The sequence below is a fragment of the Motiliproteus sp. MSK22-1 genome (genome assembly GCF_001968815.1).
Lineage (GTDB): Bacteria > Pseudomonadota > Gammaproteobacteria > Pseudomonadales > Balneatricaceae > Motiliproteus.
Genome location: NZ_MIEQ01000044.1, coordinates 180,797 through 206,294 on the forward strand (window position 1 = coordinate 180,797; position 25,498 = coordinate 206,294).

27 protein-coding genes are annotated in these 25,498 nt (G+C 48.1%); 4 read left to right on the plus strand and 23 right to left on the minus strand.

Translation table 11 applies throughout. From position 1 onward, the window contains the following. Positions 1–66: 66 nt before the first annotated feature. The 9 genes from BGP75_RS11410 to BGP75_RS11450 form a co-directional block, all read right to left on the minus strand. Positions 67–2,037 carry a TonB-dependent receptor domain-containing protein gene (locus BGP75_RS11410; protein WP_083704762.1) on the minus strand — a complete coding sequence of 657 codons (1,971 nt, stop codon included), beginning with the start codon at positions 2,035–2,037 and terminating at the stop codon, positions 67–69. A 102-nt stretch (positions 2,038–2,139) separates the two neighbouring features. Beyond that, positions 2,140–3,486: an ATP-binding protein gene (locus BGP75_RS11415; RefSeq protein ID WP_076718739.1), complete on the minus strand. Its 1,347-nt coding sequence runs from the start codon at positions 3,484–3,486 to the stop codon at positions 2,140–2,142. Then, a complete protein-coding gene (locus BGP75_RS11420; RefSeq protein WP_233152912.1) occupies positions 3,483–4,247 on the minus strand; it encodes a response regulator transcription factor in 765 nt (254 codons plus the stop codon). The genes BGP75_RS11415 and BGP75_RS11420 overlap by 4 nt, the downstream gene beginning before the upstream one ends. Next, positions 4,222–5,427, minus strand: coding sequence for a lipopolysaccharide assembly protein LapB (locus tag BGP75_RS11425; protein WP_076718740.1), 1,206 nt, complete (start codon positions 5,425–5,427; stop codon positions 4,222–4,224). Before BGP75_RS11425 ends, BGP75_RS11420 begins: the two co-directional genes overlap by 26 nt. A 1-nt stretch (position 5,428) precedes the next feature. Beyond that, a complete protein-coding gene (locus BGP75_RS11430) occupies positions 5,429–6,103 on the minus strand; it encodes an energy transducer TonB (RefSeq protein ID WP_076718741.1) in 675 nt (224 codons plus the stop codon). Next, complete coding sequence (locus BGP75_RS11435) at positions 6,103–6,513, minus strand: biopolymer transporter ExbD (RefSeq protein ID WP_076718742.1); 411 nt, start codon at positions 6,511–6,513, stop codon at positions 6,103–6,105. The genes BGP75_RS11430 and BGP75_RS11435 overlap by 1 nt, the downstream gene beginning before the upstream one ends. Further along, positions 6,513–7,043 (minus strand): MotA/TolQ/ExbB proton channel family protein, encoded by a 531-nt coding sequence (locus tag BGP75_RS11440; protein WP_083704763.1) that lies wholly within the window; start codon positions 7,041–7,043, stop codon positions 6,513–6,515. Before BGP75_RS11440 ends, BGP75_RS11435 begins: the two co-directional genes overlap by 1 nt. Then, positions 7,033–8,400 carry a MotA/TolQ/ExbB proton channel family protein gene (locus BGP75_RS11445; protein ID WP_076718743.1) on the minus strand — a complete coding sequence of 456 codons (1,368 nt, stop codon included), beginning with the start codon at positions 8,398–8,400 and terminating at the stop codon, positions 7,033–7,035. The genes BGP75_RS11440 and BGP75_RS11445 overlap by 11 nt, the downstream gene beginning before the upstream one ends. Next, on the minus strand, positions 8,397–9,173 hold the full coding sequence (locus tag BGP75_RS11450) for a DUF3450 domain-containing protein (RefSeq protein WP_076718744.1): 777 nt from the start codon (positions 9,171–9,173) through the stop codon (positions 8,397–8,399). Before BGP75_RS11450 ends, BGP75_RS11445 begins: the two co-directional genes overlap by 4 nt. A 347-nt stretch (positions 9,174–9,520) precedes the next feature. Here BGP75_RS11450 and BGP75_RS11455 point away from each other — a divergent pair, with 347 nt between their 5' ends. Then, positions 9,521–10,036 (plus strand): flavodoxin, encoded by a 516-nt coding sequence (locus BGP75_RS11455; RefSeq protein ID WP_076718745.1) that lies wholly within the window; start codon positions 9,521–9,523, stop codon positions 10,034–10,036. Between the two features lie 84 nt (positions 10,037–10,120). Next, on the plus strand, positions 10,121–10,432 hold the full coding sequence (locus BGP75_RS11460; protein ID WP_076718746.1) for a hypothetical protein: 312 nt from the start codon (positions 10,121–10,123) through the stop codon (positions 10,430–10,432). A gap of 46 nt (positions 10,433–10,478) precedes the next feature. Here BGP75_RS11460 and BGP75_RS11465 read toward each other — a convergent pair whose 3' ends face one another. The 12 genes from BGP75_RS11465 to BGP75_RS11520 form a co-directional block, all read right to left on the minus strand. Beyond that, positions 10,479–12,218 carry a BatD family protein gene (locus BGP75_RS11465; protein WP_076718747.1) on the minus strand — a complete coding sequence of 580 codons (1,740 nt, stop codon included), beginning with the start codon at positions 12,216–12,218 and terminating at the stop codon, positions 10,479–10,481. A 66-nt stretch (positions 12,219–12,284) separates the two neighbouring features. Further along, positions 12,285–12,560, minus strand: coding sequence for a hypothetical protein (locus BGP75_RS11470; RefSeq protein ID WP_076718748.1), 276 nt, complete (start codon positions 12,558–12,560; stop codon positions 12,285–12,287). Further along, positions 12,544–13,887 (minus strand): VWA domain-containing protein, encoded by a 1,344-nt coding sequence (locus BGP75_RS11475; RefSeq protein ID WP_076718749.1) that lies wholly within the window; start codon positions 13,885–13,887, stop codon positions 12,544–12,546. The genes BGP75_RS11470 and BGP75_RS11475 overlap by 17 nt, the downstream gene beginning before the upstream one ends. After that, positions 13,884–14,933, minus strand: a complete 1,050-nt coding sequence (locus BGP75_RS11480; protein WP_076718750.1) for a VWA domain-containing protein — start codon at positions 14,931–14,933, stop codon at positions 13,884–13,886. Before BGP75_RS11480 ends, BGP75_RS11475 begins: the two co-directional genes overlap by 4 nt. Continuing rightward, positions 14,920–15,627, minus strand: coding sequence for a DUF4381 domain-containing protein (locus tag BGP75_RS11485; protein WP_076718751.1), 708 nt, complete (start codon positions 15,625–15,627; stop codon positions 14,920–14,922). The genes BGP75_RS11480 and BGP75_RS11485 overlap by 14 nt, the downstream gene beginning before the upstream one ends. 3 nt (positions 15,628–15,630) lie before the next feature. Continuing rightward, a complete protein-coding gene (locus tag BGP75_RS11490; protein WP_076718752.1) occupies positions 15,631–16,608 on the minus strand; it encodes a DUF58 domain-containing protein in 978 nt (325 codons plus the stop codon). Positions 16,609–16,685: 77 nt separating this feature from the next. Next, positions 16,686–17,648 (minus strand): MoxR family ATPase, encoded by a 963-nt coding sequence (locus tag BGP75_RS11495; RefSeq protein WP_076718753.1) that lies wholly within the window; start codon positions 17,646–17,648, stop codon positions 16,686–16,688. Between the two features lie 327 nt (positions 17,649–17,975). Next, positions 17,976–18,188, minus strand: a complete 213-nt coding sequence (locus BGP75_RS11500; RefSeq protein ID WP_076718754.1) for a hypothetical protein — start codon at positions 18,186–18,188, stop codon at positions 17,976–17,978. A gap of 240 nt (positions 18,189–18,428) precedes the next feature. After that, positions 18,429–19,346 (minus strand): pseudouridine-5'-phosphate glycosidase, encoded by a 918-nt coding sequence (locus tag BGP75_RS11505; RefSeq protein ID WP_076718755.1) that lies wholly within the window; start codon positions 19,344–19,346, stop codon positions 18,429–18,431. A 46-nt stretch (positions 19,347–19,392) separates the two neighbouring features. Beyond that, entirely contained in the window at positions 19,393–20,607 is a 1,215-nt protein-coding gene (locus BGP75_RS11510; RefSeq protein ID WP_083704765.1) for a PfkB family carbohydrate kinase, read from the minus strand. 411 nt (positions 20,608–21,018) lie between these two features. Further along, the gene (gene hisC / locus BGP75_RS11515) at positions 21,019–22,080 is read right to left on the minus strand and encodes a histidinol-phosphate transaminase (RefSeq protein ID WP_076719292.1); all 1,062 of its coding nucleotides are present in this window, start codon (positions 22,078–22,080) and stop codon (positions 21,019–21,021) included. Between the two features lie 138 nt (positions 22,081–22,218). Continuing rightward, positions 22,219–22,785: a 2-hydroxychromene-2-carboxylate isomerase gene (locus BGP75_RS11520; protein WP_076718756.1), complete on the minus strand. Its 567-nt coding sequence runs from the start codon at positions 22,783–22,785 to the stop codon at positions 22,219–22,221. Between the two features lie 265 nt (positions 22,786–23,050). On the opposite strand from BGP75_RS11520, the gene BGP75_RS11525 reads away from it, so the two are divergent. Further along, complete coding sequence (locus BGP75_RS11525; RefSeq protein WP_076718757.1) at positions 23,051–23,326, plus strand: late competence development ComFB family protein; 276 nt, start codon at positions 23,051–23,053, stop codon at positions 23,324–23,326. A 62-nt stretch (positions 23,327–23,388) separates the two neighbouring features. Here the strand turns inward: BGP75_RS11525 and BGP75_RS11530 are convergent, their stop codons facing one another. Beyond that, a complete protein-coding gene (locus BGP75_RS11530) occupies positions 23,389–24,129 on the minus strand; it encodes a ferredoxin--NADP reductase (RefSeq protein ID WP_076718758.1) in 741 nt (246 codons plus the stop codon). Between the two features lie 64 nt (positions 24,130–24,193). Continuing rightward, on the minus strand, positions 24,194–24,787 hold the full coding sequence (locus BGP75_RS11535; RefSeq protein ID WP_076718759.1) for an ACP phosphodiesterase: 594 nt from the start codon (positions 24,785–24,787) through the stop codon (positions 24,194–24,196). A 320-nt stretch (positions 24,788–25,107) separates the two neighbouring features. Here BGP75_RS11535 and BGP75_RS11540 point away from each other — a divergent pair, with 320 nt between their 5' ends. Then, positions 25,108–25,317, plus strand: coding sequence for a cold-shock protein (locus BGP75_RS11540; protein ID WP_076718760.1), 210 nt, complete (start codon positions 25,108–25,110; stop codon positions 25,315–25,317). The last annotated feature ends 181 nt before the right edge of the window (positions 25,318–25,498 follow it).

Below are 25,498 nucleotides of genomic sequence, written 5' to 3' on the forward strand. Positions count from 1 at the left end.
GACCAGATAAAGCGGCACCCGCAGGGGTGCCCCTATCCATCACTTTTCCGAAAGGGGGAGAAAAGATCAGAATGCGTAAGAAGCAGACAACTTGATATTACGTCCTGGCTCATAGTCATTCAGATGCAGAGCCCCAAACACAGGATGATTAGCATCACCAATTCGGGATGCATGAGAGGTGTAATATTCGTCAAACACGTTTTCAATACCGGCAGTCAGAGTTAAACCCTCTATTGCGGCAGGAGTCCAGCGGGCAGAAATACTGTGGACATCGTATTCAGGTTTATCGTAAAACTCTTCTTCCAGAGTCACCAGAGCTGTCCAGTTTAAAGTCACTCCCTGCTCGGGAATCCGGTAATCCAGACCCACGGCAATACTGTCTCCGACCTGGCGACCCAATGGGGTCCCCGTCTGCTGATTTTCTGATTCAGAATGCGCATAACTCAAGCGTGCATCAAAATTCCCTTTGCTCAATGCTATAGCAGCCTCATAACCATCCATATCATAATCACCCACATTTTCCAGGCTGCCACTATTACCTTCATCATCAATGTAGTTCTCTATTTCACCGGTATAGAGGGTGAAGCTGGCGTTCAAACGATCCAGACCCGCGATACCACGGCGCTGATAGCTGATGCCAACCTCATGATTAACACCGGTAGAAGCCTCAAGATCAGGATTAACGGTCAGTGCTTTAGCTCCCGCTCCGGTAAACACTTCAGAAAGGTTTGGACCTTTAAACAACTGGGTACTGCTGGCGCGTACGGTGACAAAGTCAGTTAACGGATATTCTGCGGCCAGCCCCCAGGTGGTATCGGTAAAAGTACGATCATTGGCGGCTGTATCCAGTTTATAGCGGTTGTAGCGAATTCCCGGGGTAACTGTCAGGCCGTTGGAAAAACTGATAACGTCCTCAATAAACAGCGCAGCAGAGTCAGCTTCTTCCCTGCCAAACTTGATCCCATCAAACTTTACCAGAGTCTTCTGATTATAAATTTCCGTGCCGTAGCGCAAGGTATGAGTCAACTCCCCCTGATCCATAACCGTCTCTGCCAGTAGATTCAGCCCGACATGCTCTGATTCACCTTCTCTAATCGTATGGGCAACGGGGCGTGAGGAACCATCGGACAAGTAATTGCGCCACAGAGTCATAGTATTTTGGTACAGAGTAGCCCGCAGACTGATCGTATCCCCTTTATCCAGTTCATAGGTCAGAGTCCTGGTCTCGCGATCAAACTCAGTGGGATACACGCGCGCGCCACTAATCGAAGCATTTGTAGCGACTCCCATATCAGGACGTGGCGCGTAGTTGCCTTCATCTGCGTATTTGTCATAACCAAATTCAATACGATTCTCATCGTTCACGGCAAAACCAAACTTTAATAAGCCGTTTTTAATATCACCGTCATTGCCCAGTGTTTCCTGAGCGCTCCCGTCTTCCGGGTTGTTACGGGTAACCCCATTGATATATGCCAGCACATCAAGAGTATCTGTCAGTTGGCCATAACCGCTAAAGGAATAACTGTGGTAATCATTATTTGCATAACTGGCATGGATACGTGCTCCAAACTTTTTCCCGGGCTCCAGCAAATCTTTTGCATCTTTGGTCTCAAAAGCAACGCCCCCTGCCAACCCCCCGTTCAGCACAGAGTTTGTACCGACTTGAATATCAACCGCCTTAAGAATATCTGCGTTAATCAGTAGATTACCTGCATGGTGATACATAAAGTTGTTTTGCCGGGCACCATCAATAGTCACCTCAAGGTCAAGATCCTGAAACCCTCGGATATTAATGCGCTGGTTTAACGAATGAGCGCCACCAATATCAACCCCAGGCTGATCTCGCAACAAATCACTAAGATGATCTGCCTGCTTTAATTCGATATCCGCATCATCTAACATCAACGAAGAGTTATTCACTGCCGTACCCCAAATCTGCACGGGCTCTCCTTCACTGACCTCAGTCGCCCACACCTGGTTTGCCATACTAATGGCCAAAGCCAGCGGAAATTGTTTAAAGCAAAGGTAACTTTTCATCTATCATCCCAAAAATCAAATACTAATGCGAATTATTATCATTGTATTTATCATTTATAGAAATGAATAGATAATTTACATTCTTTACACAAAGGAATAACACTAGCTAAGGTTAGGAATCTCAATCACGACACATAAACCCGAAGGCTTGTTTTGACGCGCAAACACCTTCCCACCAATGGCTTCTATCTGACGTTGCACCAACGCCAACCCCAATCCAAAACCACCGCCTTCACGCGACCTGGCTTTATCTGTACGAAAGAATGGCTCAAAAATCTGCTCCAGCTGCATTTCCGTAACCCCTTGCCCCAGGTCCAGTACTTCCAGTCGGTACCACCCTTCTGGATTCGGTCTACAGCGCACCGTTACCTCAGAGCCTGCCGGGGAATATTTCAAAGCATTACGTAAAACATTTTCTATACTCTGTGCTAATGCTCTTTGGTTACTGTTGTTCAGTGGACAGTCTGCCGGGTAAAGTCGGGTAAGGGTATGCTCAGGATATTCGAAACTGGCATCCTCACAGAGCAGGTCCAGCAAGATAGACAGATTAAAGTGATCCCTACAGGTCACCTCAGGTTCCGCATTCAACCATGCCAGCGTTAAAGCGTCGCTCACCAGAATATTCATCAGCTCAACCTCTTTACCCAGACGAGGCATCAGTTCCTGGCTATCCCTGACACCCCGCCGATAAAGATCCAACGCCAGTTCAATCCGGGTCAGCGAGGTACGCAACTCGTGAGAGAGATCTCCCAGCAGGTGTCGCTGTGTATTCACCAGTTTCTGAATACGGTCGGCCATGCTGTCAAACGAGCTGGCCAGCTGAGTGATCTCATCACGACGCCGAGCCGATAATTCAGGCTGCACACGGGCACTAAGATCACCAGCAGCGAACTTCATGGTACCTCGGTTGAGAGCTTCCAATGGTTTCATTAAATAGCGATAAAGCAGCCAACAGAATAACAACAACAGTATTGAAGGTATGACAAGGGTTAAAAGATGATGTACAACTGAGGTGTTTGGTCTGGGATGCATCGCAGCAGGGAGCTCAACCACAAATGAATAGCCTTCCTGCACCATTGGTATGCCGATCAATACCTTTGTCATAAATGGATGTATTGGCCAATCAACCCGGCGCTGAAAGCCCAGTTGATCTGCGAGTGATATCGGCAATGGAGACGCTGAAATCAGCTGCCCACCGGTGGTCTGAACAGCTGACCATACTGCCAGATCAGTGGCCACTTGCCGAGTCAGTTGCACCATGGCCTGAGGTCCGCTGCGCTGCGCATCGTTCGCCTTCGCGGCATAATCCAATAAACTTTGCTGATGCTCAATTTGCAACCGAGTCATGTGAACAGTGAGCTGTTGTGCCAGCTGATGAAGCGCCGAAAACATGATTAACGCACCAATCACCAGACTGACAACCATGCGCCAGAAAAAACGTCTGCTCATTGATAGCGATATCCCTTGCCTCGCACTGTTTTGATCAAACGCTTCTCCGGTGCCAGGGTTGCTAATTTGGCACGCAAGTTACTGATATGCATGTCCAGACTTCGCTCATAACGACTGAAGGGCTTGCTCAACACCAACTGATAAAGATAGGGTTTTGAAAGAGTCTCATCACGGTGACTGATTAATACGCGCAACAGATCGAATTCAATCGGAGTCAGCTCAGCCTTTTGCCTGCCATAGAACACAGCCAAGTCACGAGACTCCAATCTCAGGCCATCTTCTTCAACCAGGGCGCCCGGCTGCCGACTCGGTGTCATTTTCATACTACGACGTAGCAAAGCCTCGACCCGCAATAGCAGCTCGGTCATATTGAAAGGCTTGGGAAGATAATCATCCGCCCCACCGCAAAAGCCCGCAATACGGTCCTGTTCAGCACCGCAGGCTGTCAGCATCATCACCGGTGTATCTTTATATTTTCGCAACCGCTGTAATACTTCCAGCCCATCCAACTCCGGTAACAATCTATCCAGCAAGATAAGATGAAATGACGAGTTGATCGCCGCTGTCAGGCCTTCTCTGCCGTTAAAACATTGCTGAATATGATAACCGGTGGGACCTAAGACATCCGCCAGCATATCACTGACGGTCTGATCATCTTCAATCAATAATATACGCGCAGTCTGGAATGACTTCTGGCCGATATTCATGTTGCAGTCGATGGCGCTCATGGCCCCCTCAGCTTGCTGAAACCGGCGAATCATTCGGATTGATTTGATCCAGATAACGCATCCAGCCGTTGGCAGTCGCTTTTATCTGATTGTCGTTGGCGGCAATGGTGAGCGAACGTCGGGCTTGTTCATAGTTTTTAAGCTTAATACGGGCGATCCCCAGTAACAGCTGCAGTTGCGGCTGCTGACCCTGACCAGCCTTAATGGCTTGTAGCAATGTTCCCTGAGCGGCCTGCCAGTTCTGCAACTGAATTTGTATATGGGCGATCTGAGTCAAAGTTTTCTGGCTTGGAGCCAGACGGTTAAGCTTCGCTAAAACGCTCAGCGCACGCTGACTCTCACGTGCCTGAATCCAGCATTGACTTAATAACGCCAGATTCTTCTTATTTGCCGACAAAACACCTTTATCCATGCCCTGCTGAAGCACCTGACCGGCATAATACGGAATTGCCGCTTGCAGCATCATTTGAGCTAACAAACGATAGTCTCCCGCTTTGCGCAACAAGCCTCGCTCAAATCCTATGCGTTGATCAGCTAACGCAGATTTGGAGTCCCTGGCCTGTAGATGAAGGGAAACCAATTGACGCCAGTGGGCAGGGTTATCGGCATAGTGGCTGATCATTCTTTTCTGACCACGAATTGCCGCCTTCCACTGCTTAAGACGTATATGAGCAACCACTTTCAGCTGATACCAGCTTTCTGGTGCTATCTTGCGATGACTGATTGCCGCGTCGATCGGCTTGACCACTTTTGACCACTTTTCCAGCTGACTGTATGCCTGAGCCAGCAGCAGTTGATCATCGGCTTTAACTTTATTCGAAACCTCTTTCATCCAGTGCTCAAGATGAGTCGCACATGCCTGCCATTTTTCTTCTATGCAATTGAGCTGTGCCAGTGTGCGAACCAGATTGTTCTGCTGATCTTCCGGCAAGGCCTGCAGCTTATAAGCATCACCCAGGTGCCCTAACGCTTTACTATAATCTTCCCGCTGCAGCTCTACTTGCCCCAGGTTGTGGGACACCAACGCCCTGGCATAGTCACTGCGAACCTGACTCCTGGCCAGCATCAGCTGTTTATGTGCCGCAGTATATTGTTCGGATTCGATGAACTTGAAAGCTTTTATCAGTAGTTGATATTCACGCTGTGAAAGTTGAGTGTCCGCGCTGGCCGTCAGTGGCAACAGCAGGAATACAGCGATAAGAAATTGACGCATTCTACTTCTCCAACTTAAATTCCAGTTCCTGCCTTGCTTTAAACGGCACTGGCTGACCATTGATCATACGGACCTTAAATCGCCAGCGCTGAATGGCGCGTAAAACCACCTTGTCGAATACACCCGGCGGAGTTGACTCAACGACAATCACCGAGCCTGATTTCACCGAACCCGCCTCAGTCACGGTGAATTCCACAACAACCCGACCCTGCTGTCGTCGCCGCAAAGCACGTTGCGGGTAACGCGGAGGCACCCTACTCAACACGGTGGGATTGGTATCCATCGTCATGGTCGGTGCTGGCGTAGGCACAGGCGTGGGAGCGGGTGTCGGCATCGACAGACTGTGCAAGGTTGGCGACAAAGCTACCTCAACCCCCATATTGATATCCGGTACTTTTACGCTCGGTAACGTTGTGCTGATCTTTGCGCTGTTCTGTGGCAGCACCTGAGGGATCTCGGGCTGCTGTTGCTCAACCAGTTCCTCAGGTTCGGGTGGAAGCTGGCGCTTACGTAATTCAACTTTGGTCTCCTGCCGCACCATCAGGAAATCCAGGCTGGGATTTAGCTGCTTTTCCTGCGCCAGTTGATTACCGGAGCTGGTCATCAGCGCCAGCAGGTAAAACAGCAACAGTGCAAAACACAACGCCAGCGGTGTCGCGAAAAACATTCGCACCATTAGCGCACACCTGTCTGAGTCGCTACGGTGTATTGCACTTTCGCCAGTCGCAGCTGATCAATCACGCTAACGAGCTGCCCGGTACTGGACTCCTCATCTGCCTGCACCACTACGTTGATCTCGGACTGTTCACTACGCAGCCGCTCAATTGCCGGACGCACCATCCGCAGATCCAGCTGTTTTCGATCCAGCCATATCTCGTCATCAGCAGAGATTGCCACCAGAATCGCCGTTTTACTTTTCGATTCGCTGGATTGTGCACTCGGTCGATTTACATCAATACCCGACTCACGGACAAAAGAGGTAGAAACGATAAAGAAAATCAGCATGATGAAAACGACATCCAACATGGGTGTCATATTAATTTCAGCATCTTCTTGCTGTGGCGATAGATTCAGACGCTGGCGCATCACTGCACTCCTTGGTTCTGGCTCAACATCAGACGCAGTTTCTGACGTTCGCCGTCAGACCAGCGAGACAGCCGGTTATGAAACAGCAACCCGGCAACGGCGACAGCCATCCCGGTCATCGTCGGAAAAGTAGCGCTGGCAACCCCTGCGGCCATCAACCGTGGATTACCCGTGCCATAAAGAGCAAGACTATCGAACACCTGGATCATTCCCGTCACTGTTCCCAACAGGCCAATCAGCGGACAAAGAGTAATCAGATTTTTAATCAGCGCAAACTGATCCTTCAATGCCAGATCCAACTCGCAAAACAAACTGAGTTTTTTGACAGCCAGAGGCTCTGCATTCAGTGCAGATAATATTTGCAGCTTTCGTCCTGGATAGCTGAAAAAGCGATACAGAAGCCGCTCAAGAATCAGCACGAACATCAGAAAACTGACGGCCAGGATCAAATAAAGCACCCAACCTCCTGTCTGAAAGAACTGCCCCAGGGCAAATAACCAGTCATCCACTCTCAGCAACTCAGGCAGCACGATCAAACGCCTTATCACTCAGATTCTGCTCTTGCGGTATATCAGCCAAAACCCCAAGACTCTTTTCCTGCAAAATCTGAGTCAAGCGACGACCTCGCGCAACCAGAAAGCTGTGGCTGAATAACAGCGGGATCGCAACAACCAAACCCAACACCGTTGTCATCAAGGCCTGTGATATACCACCAGCCATCAGCTTGGGATCACTGGTACCGAACAGGGTAATACTCTGAAAAGTGGCTATCATACCAATCACTGTACCCAACAACCCCAGCAGCGGCGCCACCGCAGCCAACAACTTCACAAAACTCTGCCCTCGTTCGATACCCGGCAATTCCTTCAGAATCGCCTCGTCCACTTTTAATTCTCGCTGATCCTGAGTCAATCCCTGATCGGTAACCCGCAGCAATACTCGTCCCAACACATTCTTACGATTCAACTTGTCAGGACGACTTAACTGACGACGAACTTTCAACTCACTCCACAACATCCCCAGCATCTGCAAAGTCGCCACCAGTAGCCCCAAGACACCCAATCCTATAATCAGGTACCCCACCTCCCCTCCCTGGTGGATCCGGTCCATTAGTTTTGGCGCCCTATCCAGCAACATAAACAGCTGGCCGCGGGTTGGATCTATCTGCACTTCGTTACTGCTACCACTCAAATACCCCGACAACTGTTTTGCAGCCGTATCCGGTTGAGTAGGCAAAACAGTCAATGTTTGCTGGGCAACGTCCCAGTTAAGATATTGCCCCTGCTCTGTAGCCACAGAAAATAAACCAAAACGCACCACAGGCTGGATGGCTGAGTTACCATCAGAAACCACCACCGGCGCTTCAAAGCGGCTAATTTTTCCCGACTCCGTCATCTCTAACTGCAACTGATACCAGAGGGTTTCCAGTTCTTTCAGGGTTGGCACTCGCTTGGAGTCAGCAAACGACAATTGGGCCGCTCGCCCTGGATTATCAGCACTGGTCAGGGAATCATCCAGCAATGAGCGCAATTCAGCAGCTTCTTCTTTCGCGACACCAAATACCTCACCCAGCTGACCCGAACGCTGCTGAATCAGCGCCTCCATTTCTGCCAGTTTAAGATCGTTGTCACCAAAGGCCTTTTTTAGCCGAACTTGCTCTGCTTCTGCCGCTTGCAGGCGCTGCTGACTTTTCAGCAACAATGCCTGCTGTTGCTTAAGGTCTTGATTAAACAATTGCTCACGCTTCTGGTTTAAAGCACGGTCTGCAGCACTGAACTGCCTAACTTCCTGCAATAACCCCTGCAAACCGGCCGAAGCTCCTTCCGCACCATAAGCAGCACTTGACGTCAGCACGACAAACACAACAGCAACAACATTTTTTATCATGAGCGAGATTCCAGTGCAGGCAGTGGCAGATCAATTAGACTGGGAACCTGTTGTTGCTGAGCAATTTGTATCGCTTTACGCAACGTCAAATTCTGTTCTTCAGATAACAGCAGCCAGCGCTTTTGCGCCGGTTGCCATAGAGCGCTTTCCTGTCCACTCAGCGTCTGATAGTACAACCCGGTACGCCCTAAACGCAGAAAGTTCACCTGACGGCTGCTGCCCTCCTGATCGAGTCTTCCGCTATAGGCCTCAAATGTTCGCCCGTATTGCACTTCCACCATATAGGCTTCTAAAATCTGCCGGTACTTTTCCGCCACACTAACATCAGCCCGCAACAACAATGCATCAAGCTTAGCCAGACGCTTTTGACGCTCCTCATTCAGAAATGGCAAATCCGCCGCAACAAATTTGTGCAACATTTCCACCATACGACTTAACATCGGTAACACAGCCTGATCAGTTTCTTCAATTGACTGCAGCTGCGCATCCAAATCTGCCAGTTCATCCTCCTGAGACTTCACTAACAGCATAATCTGACGATTGTAAGCCTCTGTAACACCGGACATACGCTCATTGTTCAGGTATTCATCACGCGCCGCACGGGTTGAGTCCTCGAAAGAGTCGATTCGCTGTTGCGATTGCTTCGCCACTTTATGATTTGCAGAAGCTTGCTTTTCGCTGCTGGTCAAGTCGGCGGCCAGCACCACTGCCGGTGCAATTGCCGAGAGACTCAGCAAGCCGGACAGCAATAGTTTTTTAATAGGTAAATTCATAGAAAATTCTGATAACAGTAATACAAATGAGAATTATTATTATAAATATAAGCAATAATATCAATCATCTTTACATTTTTTACACAAAAAAGGAGCCAGGTTTAAGAACAAGCAGCCTTAACTCAAAGTCCTTCTTACCCTCAAGAAAACTTTTCACCTTCAATAATCATTACAATAATGCGAACGATTATCATATTGATTAACATTTAAATCAAGTCTATGATCGAGCTAACGAGAAAGGGGGCTCCTGGGGACTTCCTGTTAACATTGGCTCAGCAAACAGCTATGTCGGCACTCTTCTCTCCCCCAAAACTAAAACAGGAATTGGCCTAATCAGGTGTAAGTACATGATTGCAATTATCTACGGATCAACGACCGGCAATACCTCAGATATTGCGGTCAAAGTCCAGCAACATCTGGGCGAAGATGAAGCGGTGTTATTTGATGTAAAAGACACCGGACTGGAAGTTATCGATACCTTCGACAAGATCATTTTTGCTATTCCAACCTGGGATTACGGCGAAGTACAGGAAGACTGGGAAGAAATCTGGGATGAGATCGATAGCTACGACTTCAGCGGCAAGATTACAGCCTATATCGGCCTCGGCGATCAATTGGGATACTCCGAATGGTTTGTAGATGCCATGGGCATGTTACATAACAAAATCGTTGCAAAAGGTGCCAGTGTAATCGGTCATTGGCCGATTGAAGGTTACGAATTTGATCATTCCGTCGCTTTAACCGAAGACAGGAAATGCTTTGTCGGGCTGGCACTGGATGAAGATACCCAGCGTGAAATGACTGACGAACGTCTATCAACCTGGTGTGAATTGATCAATCTGAGCTTATCCACCGCCGCTTAATTCCCAATAGCCGCTTTTAATGCAAGACGGGCAGGAAAAATCACTTAAACCTGACAGTTACACATAACAACAGAGAAACTATCGATGTCTGTTAAACACCTTTTAACCATAAGCATATTTTATATTTTTAGCGGGAGTGCAAATGCCCACAGCTTATTTCTCACCTGTGAACAACAGGATTCGCAAATCCATTGTACCGGCGGTTTTTCTGACGGTTCTTCAGCCGATGATCTGCCAATTGAGGTGATATCCTATGAAGACGAAGCGCTTTTCGCGGGAAAAACAGACAAGACGTCAACATTCAAATTCGGAGTGCCTCATCAGGACTATTACATTCTATTAGATGCTGGCCCCGGCCATGTAGTAGAAGTCGATATGGGAGATATCCTGCAGTAAACAGCGAAAACAAGTACCAGCATCAAACGATCTAAGGAGATGGTTATCAGTAAAGTTCGGGGATTCTTGATCCCGACGCTTGCTTTGCCCCAGCACTGTTTTTCCGTAAGAATCTGATGCAATCCAGTAGCTGTTTAGCAGGGTAGCTGTCTGATGGCGTCCTTCCATAGAGGCCTTTATCCAATTGTACTAACAACTCCTGTAACTGAGAGTGTTTAAACCCTTCAGACTCAATATCACCGGCGTTCTTGATCAACTGTTCAATAACACTCTGGGGTGATAAGTCTTTTGTGGAGCCTGAATTATCCTGACTGGCCAGCCAATTGTGCAGAGCGGTCCTGATCGTCTGCATATCTCCTGAAAGACAGGCTTGCTCAAACTGCTTAAATGCTTGCTTCTCGGTAATCGACAACGGAGCCGGATTATCACCGTCTTTACTGGAAATCTGAACCTTACTTCTGTTGGATCGCCAGAAAATAAAGATCAGCATGACGACTATCGTCGCCCAGAAGAGATTCGTCCATATCAGCCAGTTAGTTCCCTGCTCCGATGTTTCAGCAGCTGCCTGATTAACGGGCATTTCAGCGGGCTCTAATTGTTTTACCGGCAGACTGTCAACGGAACCCCGATTTACTTTTTGTTCGCTTCCAGGTGCCGGTAATACAACTATTGTTTCAGCCGGTAACTCAGCAACACGCTCCTGGTTAGAGACGGTATCCCACCAGCGAATTCTGACGGGAGGCAACTCAAGATTTCCGGCAATTGAAGGAACCATGCCAAACCGCTCAACCCGCTCAACCTGGTAGCCGGCCTCAGTGACGCTTTCTTGCACACTGGGCTGCTCTGGATAAACTCTTAATCCATCGATATCAGGCATGACGGTTGGTGCCAGCTGGGCTGCTTCGACACCTTTAACCTGTAACCTCAACGTTCGGGTCACTGGCTCTCCAACGACAAATTCCGGCTGTGCTTTACTCCAGCTCTGAGTCAAGGTTAAATCTGACGCTGGCAGCCAATCCCGGGATGAAAATGCGCCAGGAAGCGGCAACACTTCTATCGTCTGAGGCGGTGATACAATTTCCACTCGCTGTCGACTGGTGCGCCCGATCAGTGATGCTGTATACCGTTGTGCCGGTATCACCAGCTCACCGCTCTGTTGTGGGAAAACCGCATAAGTTACTTCATAAACACCGTACCGGCGTCCTTGCTGCACACGCTCATATTGGTTTTCATCCAACTTAACGACCTTGGCATTATCCAGCTCCAGCAGCGCTCCTTGCAGACCTCTCATTCTTACAGCCCAGAACAACCGCACTTTAACAAGCAACTGCTCCTGAACATAAACGGCATTTTTGCTGACTTCCAACTCCAGATAAGAATCCTGGCCACTGGCCTTGCCAGGCGCTGGAACGGGCCTTACATCCATTATGATCGGTTGACTGCGACTGCCCTTTAATTCAAAAGAGGGTATTTCCAATGTTCCTTCTCGAGTAGGGATAAGAGTAAGATCCCATTGCGTCCAGGACTCCGATTTACCATTTACCGAACGAATTTTCCGACTCTGACTGGTTCCAAGAATATTAAAATCAGGCTCAAGTTTAGAAAAATCAGGTTCCCCCAGCAGTGCCTGGGAATCTATACGTACACTCAGCTTGAAGGTTTCACCCACAGATACCTGAGTTCGATCAACAAAGGCTGACAACGTATCCGCCTGCACCTGCTTGCTGACAACCAGCAGAATCATTGCGGCCAAAAGAAAATACTGTTTCCAACGTGGTGATTTCATTAGTCTCTACTAGTCTCAATGCAGTTATTGAATTTCCCGGTTCTCTCGGCCATGACCCAAGTCGACTTACCAGCGAACTTCATCTGAAGGTTTCCACTCACCTCGTTGATAAGCCCTCAGTTTCTGCTGATACTGGTACTCGAACTTTCGACGCAACAGCCCACCAGGATCATCAGGTAGCTGGCGAAGCCACTTTTCCAATGCCTGCTGTTGTGCACTCTCTAAAGGGGTTTGGCTCTCGGGAAGTGCCTCGGGCTCGCTCTCAGTAGAACCTTCACTCTCCTGCTCTTCAGGAATCTGCATCTGCTGCCTGGCTTGATCAGCCTTATCCGAATAACGCATCTTCCATCTGCGGATCAACTTTCAACGCTTGCTCAAAAGCGCTGACAGCCTCCTCCAGTTGCCCTGCTTTTGCCAGAGCATTGCCTCGGTTAAACCAGGAGTCAGCACTCTTATCCGCTGCAAAGCTTTCTGCCGCCTGTTGGTAATCCCCGGATTTATATTGAGCACTACCTTTCCATTCAGGCAAATCAAACAGCTCCGCCGCCCTTGCATGCTCTCCTTTCTCAAACGCTTCTATCGCTTGTTGATTTTTATTTTTCCAAAGATCCTGCCACTCGAAAGCATATACAGGTTGGGGATTGACCAGCGGTACAATCAACACGACTAACAGCCACCCCCGGCGGTGGGATAGCAACACCAGCGGTAACAGTAACAACACCAGCCAACTGCCAGCATCATTCCAAAGATCAAATTCCCGTTCAATCAACTGATTATTATCTGAAGAGGGTAACAGGGCATCACTTTGATCAAGGAACTGAAGTAACAGCTCGGTGTCGCTACCATCTGTCTTCAGATCCTGATAGAGCCCGTTAAGATTTGTGGCCAACTGCTGCAGTTCCAGGCTATTTAATCGTGCCAGATGAATATTTCCCGAACGATCCTTGGCATAACTGCCATCAGACAGAGGAACGGGTGCCCCTTCGGAGGTTCCGACACCTAAAATAGACAGACGAAAGTTGCTGGCAGCAAGCTTTTGTTGGATTTCATACCGGGCATTTGCTGCAACGCCATCGGTAATCAGAACCAAATCACCGTTGTTGTGTCCGGCATCAGTTAACAGCTTCATCGCAGTCGCAACGGCATCTTCAGCTCGGCTTCCGCGGACAGGCATTAACGAAGGATCCAGACTCGGTATTAACGCTAACAATGTCTCACGATCACTACTTAAAGGAGCCAAAACATGAGCATCCCCGGCATAAACAACCAGCCCGGCAACCCCCTCCTGCCGACTTTTTAACAGGTCAATAAGTCGATGACGGGCATGAACTATTCTGGCTGGTTTCATGTCCTGAGCCAGCATCGAGGGGGACAGGTCCAGAATAAGAACTACAGCGGACTGTTTCTTATATAATGGCTGAGGCAGTTTTTCCCAGGCAGGCCCGGCCAACGCGATGGTCGCTATCACCCAGACTGCGAACACCCCAGCAAGCGGCCAACGAGAACTGACTACCTGGTGCTTATCCAGTAAGTGTGAAAGCAATTCCGGTTTAATCAGATCAGCCCATTGGCTTTTATTCCCGGCACTCCAGAGTCCCCAAACCAGAACGCAAACGGGCAATAACGCGGCCAGCCAGAGTGGCCGAAGGAAATGGAACTGTTCAATCATATCCCCTCCTCCGATTCTCTGGACTCTGGGCGGTAGGCGCGATCAAGACTGTTATTCAGAAACCCCAGCGCTGGTAATCGGATAACGCCCCAAAACAGACTGAGTATAAACGCAACCCCCAGCGGCCAATGAAACAGCGTCTGTTGGGGACGAATCATTTCATCCGCCTGAGGTACAGGCTCAAGTCGATCAAGGGTCTGATAGATATTTTCAAGTTCTTTGATATCCCTGGCTCGGAAGTAACGACCCGAAGTCGTTTCTGCAATGGATTGCAAGCTCGCTTCATCCAGGTCCGCCGAGGGATTGATCCGACGGGTACCAAAGAAACTTCGCACCAACATTTCTTCGGCACCGAAACCTAATGTATAGATTCGTATATTTTCCTGAGCTGCCATTTTTGCTGCCTCTATCGGCTCCACTCGACCGGCCGTATTGGCACCATCGGTTAACAGCACCAGTACTCGACTCTCAGCTGGGCGTTCCTGCAATCGCTTGATACTCAATCCAATTGCATCACCGATCGCTGTTTCTTCTCCGGCAAAACCGATCTGCGCTTCATCCAGCAGCAGGGCCAAAGTCTTGTGGTCAAAAGTCAGAGGCGTGTGTAAATATGCCTGGGAGCCAAACAGGATCAATCCCAACCGATCCCCCTGACGACGCTCGGCGAACTCTCCTAACACCTTCTTGACCGCAGTCAGACGGTTTACCAATACTCCATCCAACTCCATATCCTCCTCTTTCATGCTGCCAGAGAGATCTACTGCCAACATCAAATCCCGGCCACTTGAAGCCAGTGGTACAGGCTCTCCGACCCAAAGTGGACGAGAGGCAGCAACAAGTACCAGAATCCAGATCAACCAAAGGATCACCCCCGGTAACCGGCGACGCACAAGCCGCTTGCTTTCGGCCGCTTTCGAATTGTCGATAGCATCAAAGAACGGAACCATTAAGGCGGCTTCCTGGCGCGGAGCCGGCGGGATAAAACGCTGTATTAACCACGGCAAAGGCAACAGCAGTAACAACCAGGGCCATTCAACTGTCAGCACGAGGAACCTCCTCTCCAGATATTGAACCGGCATTAGCTTCTGACCGGGAAAGAACTGCTTTTTCCCAGCGGCTAACCCTGTGTTGTTGAAACCAGGCTGAGGCAAGACTCATCAGTACCTGAGGGTCATAATCAACAGTGGGCTCATAGGGTCCACTCGCCAGGACCATTCCTTCCCCATCAACAAATCCTCGCAGCTCACTGCTGTCAGCAAGGAACTGAAGCCATTTCCGCCCCTGTAAACTGGCGACCTGATGACGGGGGAATGCGATCAGCGCTACGCGGCGAAGCAACTGTGATAGTTGTTGCAAAAAGAGGCCCGAGTTGCCGTGTTTGCTAAAGTCTTCGTACATCTGCTGGAGCTCTTTCAGCGCTAATTTACGGTATCTGTTCCGATTAATATGGTTTCTGCATTTGATCACGGCCCAGGCCAGCAGGCTTAATCCGATAAATGCCAACAACCACCAGCCAGGAGCAGGCGGCCAAAAATCAATGGCCTCAGGTAAATGTAAATCTTTCAGTTGGGCCAGAGGGTCAGGAGACGTCACTGGCGAAGATGGTGCGGTCGAAGGTGGTAATGTCGAAGGTGATACAGTCAAAGGCCCCTTTTGAGCTGGAACAACAGGAGCAGCCTGTGCCAAAACAGTTTTTGCAGATTCTGTCAGTGCAAGTTCCGACGCCAAGGTAGAATTCACAGGCTAACTCTCCCTCGGTTGATTACTACTCATCGGGCTGTTACGTCGTCCATATAACCGATGCATACCGCTGAGCAGATGATCCCCGGTACTAAACCGGTGTAAACAAACACCCAACGGCCCACAGGCCTGTTCCAGCTTTTCAATCCGTTGACTCAAAACCCAGCCATGACTGCTGGAGTCAGAAAGGCGCTGGCGTCGGACACCGTTGGTTATCCAAAACTGCCCGCGGGCTGGAAGTTTTTCTTCGAGAGGATCAACAATCAGAAACAGTGTGACTTCCACGTGTCGCGCCAACTGATATAGCCTTTTACGACAGCTTTCATCAAAATCATGAAAATCGCTGGCAATAAACACGGCAGTGCCTGGTTTGCATATCCGTACTAACGTCTCTAATAAATCTGACAATGATCGAGGCTGCTCCATCCTGGGAGGGCAAGGACTGGTTAGCAGATGACTGTAAGCATCCAACTGTCGTATTAGCTCAAGAACATTATGTTTACTGCGACGAGGCCGAATGTCTCGATGGCTGTAATCACCAAAAACCAAACCTCCTACGCGATCCCGATTGGCCAGTGAGCACCAGGCCAGGCAGCTTGTCAGTGCAGCAGCCAGAACTGACTTAAAACAGTTCTGGCTACCAAAAAACATTGGGGAGCGCATATCAGCCGCTAAAATGACCGGCCGTTCCTTTTCTTCACGGTACACTCGTGTATGGGTCTTTTGACTGCGAGCCGTTACCCGCCAGTCAATTGAGCGAATATCATCACCGGGCTGATATAACCTGACTTCTTCAAAATCAATCCCCCTGCCACGAAATCGGGTTTTCCACTCCCCCGCCTGGGCAGCCGCACCGGGATGATGCTTAGTTAAACGGAGATCGCCAGAAAAACGATGCAAGCCTACAAGTCTGTTTAAATCGGTATACGCCCCTTCGAGCTGATACTCATCAATCTGTTGAACGTTTGCACGTTGAGTCATCTATTATCTTCGTTCCGTTGTACTAAGGCTGTATGTCTTGACGTAAGGTTACTGACACCGGCTTAATCATCCTGTTATCAGGCTACGGGGATCTGGCGCAGTAACTGCTGAATGACCGCTTCACTGCTCATTCCATTTGCCTCTGCCTCAAAACTCAGCACAAGACGATGTCTGAGTACATCAACAGCAATGGATTGAACATCATCAGGACTCACATAATCACGGCCATTGAGCCATGCGTGAGCGCGAGCACAACGATCAAGAGCAATTGTCGCCCTGGGGCTTGCACCGTATTCAATCCAACTCTTCAGCTCCGACGAATAGCGCTCCGGTTGACGTGTTGCAATGGTTATCTGAACAATATACTGCTCAAGCGCTTCCGCCATATGCAGTTGCAGAATTTCCTCACGGGCCGTCATCAATACATTTTGGCTGATCGTAATAGACGGAGGATCGATACTACCGGCTTCTGCTTCATTCCGCGCCAGCTTCAAGATCTCCAGCTCTGCATCCTGGTCAGGATAATCAACAAGTACCTGCATTAAAAATCGATCCAATTGAGCCTCAGGCAAAGGATAGGTTCCTTCTTGCTCAATAGGGTTCTGAGTTGCCATAACGAGAAAAAGCGCGGGCAACGAGTAACTGCTGCGGCCGACACTGATCTGTCTTTCAGCCATCGCTTCCAGAAGAGCCGACTGCACTTTTGCCGGAGCCCGGTTAATTTCGTCTGCCAATACCAAATTATGAAAGATGGGCCCCGGTTGAAAACGAAAAGAACCTTCCTCTGGGCGATAAATATCACTGCCGGTAACATCAGCGGGTAGCAGGTCCGGAGTAAACTGAATCCGATGGAAATCACCTTCAATACCCACAGAAAGAGTTTTGATGGCTTTGGTTTTTGCCAGTCCAGGGGCTCCTTCAACCAATAAATGTCCATCGGCCAGCATTGCGATCAGTAATCGCTCCACAAGCTGCTGCTGGCCAATGATCTGCCCTTCCAGCCAGCTTTTTAATGTCTTAAATTGCGTTAACGTATTCATCCGTTCCAAATCTTAGCCCTCAACAGAAGCAACTGATTTTATTCAATAATGAGTGCAATTCAAGAATCTTCGAGTGACTGCTGGCGTTAAAGTTCAACAACCTGTAGCAGGATAAATGTACAGAAAATAGCAACGCGACATCCAACCTATTGACGATTAATGTCAATCGATCGCGAAATCGTTTTTATGCTTCAGTTTAAAGGGCACCAACAGACGTGAACAAACAGGCAAAACGGCCGTATGGCAGGCTTTGCCACAGGCAACTCAACCGCAGGTTACTCAGAAAGATGCTGTTTCATGCCAGACTCGGGAAGAATCTGTGAAGATTTAGGATTCGTGACCGGTGCTAAATACGACAGTCCAGGTCATATCACAGTCAGGGTCATCAAAGTCATTGATTTGAGAACGGGCACTGTACTCCAATTCCCCAGGAGTCTCTAGTATGCCAACCTCACGATAGTGTTTAGACTTAAGCAGAGCGACGAAATGATCCTTATCTCTGGCCTTAATACCGCTGATTTTCCGTACCCTTTGTCCCATGATTCCACTCCCTGGCGCGAGCTTGCCCTTTCCATTGATCAGGAGATTGTAGTACAAGAGACGAAGGTTATCCAAATTCAATTTATCGGCCCAACGGATTTATTTAAGCCACTAACCAGAAAAAACTCAGACAACCCTCTCGACCCCTTCAAAGAACAGCGATAAACAGGCGTCAATAAGCGAGAAACCAACCCGTCAGGGAGCGCTGATCGCAAAGACAGTTTAAGATCAAAACGACAGTTACATTCCCGCCAGTTCAATAGCAATATCAGCACCAAGCCGTGCATTGTTCAAAACCAATTGAACATTAGCGTTAAGACTATCACCCCCGGTTAATTCACTAACCCGGGCCAGCAGGAAAGGAGTCGATTGCTTACCACCAATGCCCTGTTTTTCAGCTTCTCCAAGGGCTTGAGCAATTGCCTGATCTATTGCCTCGCGCGGCATACTGTAAGCTTCTGGTATCGGATTAGCGATGACGACTCCACCCTTTAAACCCATTCTCCATTTAGCGTTTAATGCCTGGGCAATCTGTTCCGGAGTATCCCGACGGTAATCCACCTCAAAATCACTTTCGCGACTGTAAAATGCGGGTAGCTGATCGGTTTGATATCCAACGACTGGCACTCCCTGAGTTTCCAGATACTCCCGGGTGAGTCCCAGATCCAGTATTGACTTAATACCGGCACAAACCACCGCTACATCAGTATTAGCCAATTCCTGCAGATCGGCTGAGATATCAAAACTTGTTTCAGCCCCCCGATGCACTCCACCAATCCCCCCCGTAGCAAAAACCCTGATTCCGGCCATTGCTGCAAGTATCATGGTTGATGCTACCGTTGTCGCTCCGTCCAGTCCTGAGGCAACTATGAAAGGAATATCACGGCGACTGGTCTTGGTAACGGCCACACCTTGTTTACCAAAATATTCAATCTCTTCCGGTGTTAATCCAATCTTCAGACGACCGCCAATGATCGCTATGGTAGCAGGTATTGCTCCTTTATCCCGAATGGTCTGAGCTACCGTTAATGCCGTTTCTACATTCTGTGGATAGGGCATACCATGTGAAATTATCGTTGATTCAAGAGCAACCACCGGTAACCCTTGATCCAGTGCTTGCTGTACTTCAGGGTGGACATCCAAAAAAGAAATTAACATTATGACTCCTGTTCGATTGGTGCCAAATTATTTAGCGACCTGACAATTATTCTGAAAGATTTAGATCTACAAATTTTTCAACCTGGGTAACACACAGGGCCGGGTGAATACTTCGCTCACTGGTCAGCGTCATCTGCGCACATGCCTGAGCAAAACCAACCCCTTTCACCCATTCCATCTTCTTTAGATGGCTATAAACCAGACCTGCCATAAATGCATCACCGGCACCTGTGACAGACTTCAGCGCCAGTGGTGAATGAGCAGCAGGATTGGAACCAGCTTTCTCTTCAGTCACAAGACTAGACAATGCGGGAAGATGAAGCTTTGAATCTGATCGACTGGCAAATACTCCATCAGCCCCTAAAGACAGATACACATCAGCAATCCCAACCCGATGAAGAAAATCCGTTACTGCGGGGAAATCCTTCGACGAACGGATCTTTATTCCTGTCAATTGCTCCGCTTCCAGGCGATTTGGTTTCAGCGTATGAATCGAAGATAGCTGGCGACGCACCTTCCCGGCTTTGGCGGTCGATACCGGATCCACAAAAATAGGAATATGGCTGTATTCGCGCAGAAGAAACTCCAGTGTTGCAGCAGGTAAATTGGTATCAAGTACCAGAGCTGAAGCGTTATTGATCAGACTGGATCGCTGACTTAAGCATTCCGGAGTCAGATTATCGACAATAGCCATATCCGAGACCGCAGCGACCAACTCTCCCTGTTGATTCATTACTGACAGGTAACTGGAACTACAACCGTTAAAATGAAAACTGGGGCTGCAATCAACACCCGCCATCTCCGTTTGCTGCAACAACTGTTCTCCGTTCCGATCTCGCCCCAGAGCGACAATCAAACGGACATCAACCCCTAGACGAGCCAGGTTTTCCGCAATATTACGCCCAACGCCACCCGGGGTCTGAACCACTGACCCAGGGTTCGAATCCCCCTCAACAAGGCTTTGCTGACTGGTACCCTGAATATCCATGTTGGCACCACCAATCACCACCACATAGGGTTCATCATTCAGCAGATAGCCTTTTCCACGAACCACGCCCTTCTGCATCAGTTTCATAATATGGCCCGCCACTGCTGAACGGCTGATACCCAAGCGCTCCCCAATCTCATTCTGAGAGATCAGTGGATCTCGGCGAATCAAAGCCAATACCTCAGACTCACGCTGGCTTTCCTTTTGCGGAACAGCGTCTTCATGCTGTTTACCTTTGTTCACAGCACTAGTTGGATTTTTACTTTCAGGCAAACAGATGTCCTCAGAGCAAACTTTTGTTTAGTGTATTGTTTTTCAGGCTGGAAAGAAAGTACTCAGCTGCGGTAAAGGCCTGAGGTAAGATAAGCTGTCGAAAAATTCTGATAATCCCAATTCAGGAAGAACGACTCATTCCTGAGAAACCTGACCAATCGTGGTAATTTTACTTCAGGAAAAACAGGTTGCCGGGTTTATTAATATCAAGATAAAGAGGGATATCTGTAACAGGCGTTGAGAGAGAAAAGAATAACAGACGAGAATTAATATTAGCGAGTCTAAAGGAAGCCAGAAGTAAACAGTCGATGCCGTTAATCTCTGGCTTTTAACCTCTGCCGACTTTTAAAAGCCAGAACTTAACCAACAAAATAGCAGCCTGCAGCGGTTCATAGACACCCACAAAGAAGTCTAGCTCTCTAACAATGGCTTAAGAGCGTCTACCAGGGCTTTGATTTCATCAGTAGTCCCAACAGTGATACGTAGGTAACGATCAATAACAGGCTTGTCAAAGTAACGTACCAGAATTCCTTGCTGGCGAAGCTGCTGATACAGGGTTTCCGAATCTTTTTCCAGGTGAGAAACGAAAACAAAATTTGCCTTTGAGGGCAATACTTCAAAACCAAGCTGCTGAAGTTCATCAGTTAACCAGGTTCTTGACTCAACAATAGCGTTGCGAGTCTGTTCAAAATATTCCTTATCTTCTATGGCTGCTACGGCAGCATTAATCGCCAAAGTATCCAGAGGATAGGAGTTAAATGAATTCTTTACACGTTCAAGACCATCAATCAAAACCTCACTTCCCAGTGCATAGCCAACTCTCAGCCCAGCCAAAGAGCGGGATTTGGAAAGCGTCTGAACCACCAGCAGGTTTTCATAGCGATCAATCAGGGAGACAGCCGATTCGGCACCAAAATCAACATAAGCCTCATCGACAATAACAACACTTTCACGATTAAAGGAAAGTAGTTGTTCAATTTTATCCAGAGACAAGGCCATTCCTGTCGGGGCATTTGGATTGGCAATGACAACACCACCGTTCGCCGTCTCATAGTCTTCGATATTGATACTGAAATCTTCCCCTAAGGGAACCGTTCGATACTCGATTCCAAACAGGTTGCAATATACCGGATAAAAACTGTAGGTGTAGTTGGGATAAAGGATCGGCCAAACCTGTCGGAAAAAGGCCATAAACGACAGCCCGAGAACCTCATCAGAGCCGTTGCCAACAAATACGTTTTTACTTTCAACATCCAAATTGTTGGCAATAGCTTGCCTCAATGCGCTGGCGTCAGGGTCTGGATAAAGCCGCAACTGGTCAACCGGTAATCCCTGTATTGACTCCAACACCCTGGGAGAAGGTGGATAAGGATTTTCGTTAGTGTTGAGCTTAATCACCGCCCCCCCCTTAGGCTGTTCTCCAGGAACATAAGGCTCAATGTCACGAATGGAAGGACTCCAGTATTTACTCATCGCTGAAAAAATCTCGGTAGGATCAAAAAAACAGAGTATACCGTTTAAGAAAGTTTTGGATAAGCCCAATATTTTCTTAAACAGCTCCGACCTTAAGGAACCTGAGAGCTTAATGGATTTATGCGAAGGTTCCCTAAATTATCGATTCATATGGACTTGCAACATAAACAAACGATCATTACCAAAAAACATATGCTCGCCAACAAAGCAAGTGGGGACACCAAACGCCCCCCGCTTCGCAGCTTCATCTGTGGTTGATTGCAGCTGTTCCCGAACAGAGGGTTCTGCGGCAGCCGTTAACAATCCTTCACCCACGATACTGGCCAGAACCTCAGGTTCACCAATATCCAGGCCCTCAACCCAATAAGCAGAAAAGAGCTGTCGGGTTAACTGCAACCGCTCACCTCCTTCAACCAAAGTTAAAACAGACATCGCTCGACCTGTGCGGCACGGAAACAACTTGGGCCATTGCACAGGAATACCGTAATAACGACCGAGAGCATCGATATCCTTTTTTACATAAGCAAGGCGCGCAACCACCAACGCGGGTGGAGTATTCCCTGTGATTTCATGGAGCCTGGGCATAGATACCGGCCGCAATTCCAACTCGGTTTTAAGTCGCTTAGCCATCCCCTGTAAACGACAAAATGCCAGATAACTATATGGGCTCAGCACATCATAGAAAAACTCTATTTTTTGGGTCATTTACATTTTCCCGTTTTTTATTTGCGTACTCAAAACATCATACTCAGTTTCTTGCCGGTTTACGTCTACAATCCATGCCCGCCTTAATTACCGCCGCAACTCAGATATACTCTTGCTTGACGCTCGTCTCGACAAGGGTTAGAAGTAATCCCTGTAATGTTCTACACTGCTACACTAAGAATAGATAGATATTTAAAGAGCTTAAGAAACAATCAGAGATTGCATTAAGAAACATTTTTTAATCCAATTTGGATAGGGGCTATCGATGTCAATTCGTGAGAATATTCATAACTACTACGAAAAGATGGTTACGGAGACTCTGGCTGAAAAGTATCAAAATGAGTCAGACGACCCTGAGTTTCTGGCGGATGTGGCTTGTGTCGCCCTTAATCATCTACCTCCGCGCTACTTTCGTCATGAAATCGATATGGCATTTTACCTGTCTCCTACAGAACATCATGAGATGGACAAAAAAATCCAAAAAGCAATTGGTGAAGCACTGCAATACGTAAGAAAAAGCAAAAGAGACAGGCTCGAATAGTCAAAGAATCCTCTGTCCGGTTGCACAATTGCTAATCATCAGTAGTGGCACCACCAACGCCGTTACCAGTATCGCTCAACCGTTATATGTCCCGGTGTATGACGTAAATTCTTTGAAAGTCCTTTTGCTTTAAGGGAGCTTATGGAATCCTTGACCATATGGGGGTTGCCGCAAATCATCACCTGTGTGTCCCTGTTCAGTTTTTGCTTGAAATACTCTTCAAGAGAACCATCATCGAGAGCTGTGGGAATTCGACCAGACAGACCATAATCTAAAGATTCACGACTGACAAAGGGGACCCAGGTAAACTGTTCTGAATGCTGTTTCGAAAACTGTTCCAGCAGATCACGGTAACTGAGTTCATTTTCATTACGAACGGCGTAGGCTAATAACACTCGCTGAAACCTGTTCCAGGGCTGTTTCGTCCTCAAGATAGAAAGAAAAGGACCAATCGCCGTTCCGGTAGCCAGCATCCACAAGAATTGGCCATCTGGCACTTCATCAAGCGTAAGAAAACCTGCCGGTTTAGTAGAAACCCAAATTCTATCGCCGCTATTCATGTTAACCAGGCGGTTTGACAATGGACCGTCTGGAACGCTGTTCAAATAGAATTCCAAGGTTTCAACATCGGGGGGATTTACAAAAGAATACGGCCTTGCGACTCTTACCTCATCGATATCCAATGCCAGTCGAGTATACTGGCCAGCAGTAAATTTGATCCCTTCTGCTTCTATTTGAAGCGAATGCAAATGCTCATTCCAGCGCTTATTATTAAGCACAGTCGCTTGTATCCATTCACTCATAAGATCTCCCCAAATCAGCTTACTCTACGCTCTTACTATAGACTCTCAGTTCGGTTTAGCTCCATTACTCAATCTCTAGCTGCATTTGCAATCCGCTTACATAGCCTATTAGTTGAGGAAAATACTCTAAGAAATCCTTTTCCAGATCTGCATAGTTTTTTTCTATTTCCTCCCCCGCTCCCAGCAGATTGGTCGGTCGACTAAAGCGCCTTGAAACCCCGTCCAGAGCTCGATTGACTCCATCAATGGAATGGTAGGCTGACAGCCAGTCCTGCTCGACCATCATTTTTAATGGCCGCTCCATTTTTGCAGGCAGGTATCCCCGGTAACGGCTTAAATCACGATAAACCTCCCGTATAAAATCCGTTTTCAACTGGCTGCTGAATTGAGACCAGTGACGACTTAAAAAATGATCGAAGCTAATGTCCAGAATAATACCTGCCAACCTTCGGCGCTCAGGACTGATCCGTCGCCGAGCCTGCAATAAGCAGGGATGAGCATCGGTAAATACATCTATTTTTCGATGTAGCCATACACCATTTCGCAACGAAACCGGCCAGTCAGGATCAAGCGCCCCCCGCGCAAAATCCCCCATAAGGTTTCCGATTCTGGACTCAGGTGTAGCTGCAGCAAAATAAAGATGGGCTAAGTAATTCAATAAGCACCTTTTCTTGGGTCATCGAGCCATGGAACTTAGGTCGGGCTAACCTAAGAAACCTTACTGATAAGTCCTTATTTTAATAAACATAATAACCAATTAACTACAACCACTCATGACAATAACGCAGATTTGACAAAAGGCCATTGAGAAGGTTGATATTTTACGGTATGTTGAAATTTCTGTTGTTTTTCCAAGCAAACGCTTGGTCGGTATGAGCATTGTGTTCTCTTTTCCGTATGAAAGACTGTCAGAACGTTAAACAACACAATAATAGGATCAGCCCTCAGGGCCTGAAAAGCGATCGGAGTTTCTAGAGTATGTCAGAGGTTATCAACGGAACCGTTAAGTGGTTCAACGACGACAAAGGATTTGGTTTTATCGAGCAGGAAAGTGGGCCTGATGTGTTTGTACACTTCAGTGGCATTACAGGAGAAGGCCGCAAAACCCTGCAAGATGGCGAGCAAGTTTCCTTCGAAGTCACTCAGGGACAGAAGGGCCTTCAAGCGGTCAACGTTACTAAGCTGTAAGCTATTCACGATTATTCAGTCAGGGTGGCGGAGCTTCCGCCACCCATATTCTGTTTGCCTCAAAACCACCGGTTTTCCTCCCACTCTCCCAAACTGTTTGCTCTAAACGACTTCACTTGAAACAACAATAACCGCTGGTCTTCTATTGTAGACGATCTGCTTACCGGACCAGGCCGCAACC

Excerpts from the sequence above, each read along its gene's own strand:
- BGP75_RS11410 (WP_083704762.1), bottom strand. The coding sequence starts at position 2,037 with ATGAAAAGTTACCTTTGCTTTAAACAATTTCCGCTGGCTTTGGCCATT.
- BGP75_RS11415 (WP_076718739.1), bottom strand. The coding sequence starts at position 3,486 with ATGAGCAGACGTTTTTTCTGGCGCATGGTTGTCAGTCTGGTGATTGGT.
- BGP75_RS11420 (WP_233152912.1), bottom strand. The coding sequence starts at position 4,247 with ATGATTCGCCGGTTTCAGCAAGCTGAGGGGGCCATGAGCGCCATCGAC.
- BGP75_RS11425 (WP_076718740.1), bottom strand. The coding sequence starts at position 5,427 with ATGCGTCAATTTCTTATCGCTGTATTCCTGCTGTTGCCACTGACGGCC.
- BGP75_RS11430 (WP_076718741.1), bottom strand. The coding sequence starts at position 6,103 with ATGGTGCGAATGTTTTTCGCGACACCGCTGGCGTTGTGTTTTGCACTG.
- BGP75_RS11435 (WP_076718742.1), bottom strand. The coding sequence starts at position 6,513 with ATGCGCCAGCGTCTGAATCTATCGCCACAGCAAGAAGATGCTGAAATT.
- BGP75_RS11445 (WP_076718743.1), bottom strand. The coding sequence starts at position 8,400 with ATGATAAAAAATGTTGTTGCTGTTGTGTTTGTCGTGCTGACGTCAAGT.
- BGP75_RS11450 (WP_076718744.1), bottom strand. The coding sequence starts at position 9,173 with ATGAATTTACCTATTAAAAAACTATTGCTGTCCGGCTTGCTGAGTCTC.
- BGP75_RS11455 (WP_076718745.1), top strand. The coding sequence starts at position 9,521 with ATGATTGCAATTATCTACGGATCAACGACCGGCAATACCTCAGATATT.
- BGP75_RS11460 (WP_076718746.1), top strand. The coding sequence starts at position 10,121 with ATGTCTGTTAAACACCTTTTAACCATAAGCATATTTTATATTTTTAGC.
- BGP75_RS11465 (WP_076718747.1), bottom strand. The coding sequence starts at position 12,218 with ATGAAATCACCACGTTGGAAACAGTATTTTCTTTTGGCCGCAATGATT.
- BGP75_RS11470 (WP_076718748.1), bottom strand. The coding sequence starts at position 12,560 with ATGCGTTATTCGGATAAGGCTGATCAAGCCAGGCAGCAGATGCAGATT.
- BGP75_RS11475 (WP_076718749.1), bottom strand. The coding sequence starts at position 13,887 with ATGATTGAACAGTTCCATTTCCTTCGGCCACTCTGGCTGGCCGCGTTA.
- BGP75_RS11490 (WP_076718752.1), bottom strand. The coding sequence starts at position 16,608 with ATGACTCAACGTGCAAACGTTCAACAGATTGATGAGTATCAGCTCGAA.
- BGP75_RS11495 (WP_076718753.1), bottom strand. The coding sequence starts at position 17,648 with ATGAATACGTTAACGCAATTTAAGACATTAAAAAGCTGGCTGGAAGGG.
- BGP75_RS11500 (WP_076718754.1), bottom strand. The coding sequence starts at position 18,188 with ATGGGACAAAGGGTACGGAAAATCAGCGGTATTAAGGCCAGAGATAAG.
- BGP75_RS11505 (WP_076718755.1), bottom strand. The coding sequence starts at position 19,346 with ATGTTAATTTCTTTTTTGGATGTCCACCCTGAAGTACAGCAAGCACTG.
- hisC (WP_076719292.1), bottom strand. The coding sequence starts at position 22,080 with ATGAGTAAATACTGGAGTCCTTCCATTCGTGACATTGAGCCTTATGTT.
- BGP75_RS11520 (WP_076718756.1), bottom strand. The coding sequence starts at position 22,785 with ATGACCCAAAAAATAGAGTTTTTCTATGATGTGCTGAGCCCATATAGT.
- BGP75_RS11525 (WP_076718757.1), top strand. The coding sequence starts at position 23,051 with ATGTCAATTCGTGAGAATATTCATAACTACTACGAAAAGATGGTTACG.
- BGP75_RS11530 (WP_076718758.1), bottom strand. The coding sequence starts at position 24,129 with ATGAGTGAATGGATACAAGCGACTGTGCTTAATAATAAGCGCTGGAAT.
- BGP75_RS11540 (WP_076718760.1), top strand. The coding sequence starts at position 25,108 with ATGTCAGAGGTTATCAACGGAACCGTTAAGTGGTTCAACGACGACAAA.